This is a genomic window from Shewanella sp. SG41-4 (genome assembly GCF_014164505.1).
GTDB lineage: Bacteria > Pseudomonadota > Gammaproteobacteria > Enterobacterales > Shewanellaceae > Shewanella.
Genome location: NZ_JACJFI010000804.1, coordinates 1 through 215 on the forward strand (window position 1 = coordinate 1; position 215 = coordinate 215).

1 protein-coding gene is annotated in these 215 nt (G+C 52.6%); it reads left to right on the plus strand.

Translation table 11 applies throughout. The annotated features are described in order from the left end of the window. On the plus strand, nt 1-215 hold a 215-nt coding region (locus tag H5202_RS24915; RefSeq protein ID WP_220494011.1), incomplete at both ends, for a hypothetical protein.

Sequence of the window (215 nt, forward strand, 5' to 3'; positions counted from 1 at the left end):
AATGACGCTGCTACACCAGCTGCCAGTGAACAAGGTCAGAGTAATGCCAGCGTAACTTCGGCTCAAGTAGCAAGCAATGGGACTCAAGGCAATGACGCTGCTACACCAGCTGCCAGTGAACAAGGTCAGAGTAATGCCAGCGTAACTTCGGCTCAAGTAGCAAGCAATGGGACTCAAGGCAATGACGCTGCTACACCAGCTGCCAGTGAACAAGG